This window comes from Pseudomonas syringae group sp. J254-4, assembly GCF_032586855.1.
GTDB classification, from domain to species: domain Bacteria; phylum Pseudomonadota; class Gammaproteobacteria; order Pseudomonadales; family Pseudomonadaceae; genus Aquipseudomonas; species Aquipseudomonas amygdali.
This window is the reverse complement of sequence record NZ_JAWHOO010000045.1, coordinates 1-3,128: the sequence shown is the minus strand read 5'-3', so window position 1 is coordinate 3,128 and position 3,128 is coordinate 1. Positions and strand designations below refer to the sequence as shown.

At 51.3% G+C, this 3,128-nt stretch carries 1 rRNA gene; it reads left to right on the top strand.

What is annotated here, in order from left to right:
* The first annotated feature begins 183 nt into the window (after positions 1–183).
* Positions 184–3,076 (top strand): 23S ribosomal RNA (locus RYB09_RS27030).
* The last annotated feature ends 52 nt before the right edge of the window (positions 3,077–3,128 follow it).

The window sequence follows — 3,128 nt, the reverse complement described above, 5'->3', positions numbered from 1 at the left end:
TGCATGAATGTTGATTTCTAGTCTTTGATTAGATCGTTCTTTAAAAATTTGGGTATGTGATAGAAAGAAATAGACCGGGCACCTCTTTCACTGGTGTGTGTCCGGGCTAAGGTAAAGTTTGTGAAATGCAAACTTTCGGCGAATGTCGTCTTCACAGTATAACCAGATTGCTTGGGGTTATATGGTCAAGTGAAGAAGCGCATACGGTGGATGCCTTGGCAGTCAGAGGCGATGAAAGACGTGGTAGCCTGCGAAAAGCTTCGGGGAGTCGGCAAACAGACTGTGATCCGGAGATGTCTGAATGGGGGAACCCAGCCATCATAAGATGGTTATCTTGTACTGAATACATAGGTGCAAGAGGCGAACCAGGGGAACTGAAACATCTAAGTACCCTGAGGAAAAGAAATCAACCGAGATTCCCTTAGTAGTGGCGAGCGAACGGGGACCAGCCCTTAAGTTGTATTGAGATTAGCGGAACGTTCTGGAAAGGACGGCCATAGTGGGTGATAGCCCTGTACGCGAAAATCCCTTTGCAATGAAATCGAGTAGGACGGGGCACGAGAAACCTTGTCTGAATATGGGGGGACCATCCTCCAAGGCTAAATACTACTGACTGACCGATAGTGAACCAGTACCGTGAGGGAAAGGCGAAAAGAACCGCGGAGAGCGGAGTGAAATAGATCCTGAAACCGTATGCGTACAAGCAGTGGGAGCCCACTTTGTTGGGTGACTGCGTACCTTTTGTATAATGGGTCAGCGACTTATTTTCAGTGGCGAGCTTAACCGAATAGGGGAGGCGTAGCGAAAGCGAGTCTTAATAGGGCGTCTAGTCGCTGGGAATAGACCCGAAACCGGGCGATCTATCCATGGGCAGGTTGAAGGTTGGGTAACACTAACTGGAGGACCGAACCGACTACCGTTGAAAAGTTAGCGGATGACCTGTGGATCGGAGTGAAAGGCTAATCAAGCTCGGAGATAGCTGGTTCTCCTCGAAAGCTATTTAGGTAGCGCCTCATGTATCACTGTAGGGGGTAGAGCACTGTTTCGGCTAGGGGGTCATCCCGACTTACCAAACCGATGCAAACTCCGAATACCTACAAGTGCCGAGCATGGGAGACACACGGCGGGTGCTAACGTCCGTCGTGAAAAGGGAAACAACCCAGACCGTCAGCTAAGGTCCCAAAGTCATGGTTAAGTGGGAAACGATGTGGGAAGGCTTAGACAGCTAGGAGGTTGGCTTAGAAGCAGCCACCCTTTAAAGAAAGCGTAATAGCTCACTAGTCGAGTCGGCCTGCGCGGAAGATGTAACGGGGCTCAAACCATGCACCGAAGCTACGGGTATCATCTTTTGATGATGCGGTAGAGGAGCGTTCTGTAAGCCTGTGAAGGTGAGTTGAGAAGCTTGCTGGAGGTATCAGAAGTGCGAATGCTGACATGAGTAACGACAATGGGTGTGAAAAACACCCACGCCGAAAGACCAAGGTTTCCTGCGCAACGTTAATCGACGCAGGGTTAGTCGGTCCCTAAGGCGAGGCTGAAAAGCGTAGTCGATGGAAAACAGGTTAATATTCCTGTACTTCTGGTTATTGCGATGGAGGGACGGAGAAGGCTAGGCCAGCCTGGCGTTGGTTGTCCAGGTTTAAGGTGGTAGGCTGAGATCTTAGGTAAATCCGGGATCTTAAGGCCGAGAGCTGATGACGAGTGTTCTTTAGAACACGAAGTGGTTGATGCCATGCTTCCAAGAAAAGCTTCTAAGCTTCAGGTAACCAGGAACCGTACCCCAAACCGACACAGGTGGTTGGGTAGAGAATACCAAGGCGCTTGAGAGAACTCGGGTGAAGGAACTAGGCAAAATGGCACCGTAACTTCGGGAGAAGGTGCGCCGGTGAGGGTGAAGCATTTACTGCGTAAGCCCACGCCGGTCGAAGATACCAGGCCGCTGCGACTGTTTATTAAAAACACAGCACTCTGCAAACACGAAAGTGGACGTATAGGGTGTGACGCCTGCCCGGTGCCGGAAGGTTAATTGATGGGGTTAGCGCAAGCGAAGCTCTTGATCGAAGCCCCGGTAAACGGCGGCCGTAACTATAACGGTCCTAAGGTAGCGAATTTCCTTGTCGGGTAAGTTCCGACCTGCACGAATGGCGTAACGATGGCGGCGCTGTCTCCACCCGAGACTCAGTGAAATTGAAATCGCTGTGAAGATGCAGTGTATCCGCGGCTAGACGGAAAGACCCCGTGAACCTTTACTATAGCTTTGCACTGGACTTTGAATTTGCTTGTGTAGGATAGGTGGGAGGCTTTGAAGCGTGGACGCCAGTCTGCGTGGAGCCAACCTTGAAATACCACCCTGGCAACTTTGAGGTTCTAACTCAGGTCCGTTATCCGGATCGAGGACAGTGTATGGTGGGTAGTTTGACTGGGGCGGTCTCCTCCTAAAGAGTAACGGAGGAGTACGAAGGTGCGCTCAGACCGGTCGGAAATCGGTCGTAGAGTATAAAGGCAAAAGCGCGCTTGACTGCGAGACAGACACGTCGAGCAGGTACGAAAGTAGGTCTTAGTGATCCGGTGGTTCTGTATGGAAGGGCCATCGCTCAACGGATAAAAGGTACTCCGGGGATAACAGGCTGATACCGCCCAAGAGTTCATATCGACGGCGGTGTTTGGCACCTCGATGTCGGCTCATCACATCCTGGGGCTGAAGCCGGTCCCAAGGGTATGGCTGTTCGCCATTTAAAGTGGTACGCGAGCTGGGTTTAGAACGTCGTGAGACAGTTCGGTCCCTATCTGCCGTGGACGTTTGAGATTTGAGAGGGGCTGCTCCTAGTACGAGAGGACCGGAGTGGACGAACCTCTGGTGTTCCGGTTGTCACGCCAGTGGCATTGCCGGGTAGCTATGTTCGGAAAAGATAACCGCTGAAAGCATCTAAGCGGGAAACTTGCCTCAAGATGAGATCTCACTGGAACCTTGAGTTCCCTAAAGGGCCGTCGAAGACTACGACGTTGATAGGTTGGGTGTGTAAGCGCTGTGAGGCGTTGAGCTAACCAATACTAATTGCCCGTGAGGCTTGACCATATAACACCCAAGCAATTTGAGTCGAACGACCAGATTGCGGTGACTGTGAAGA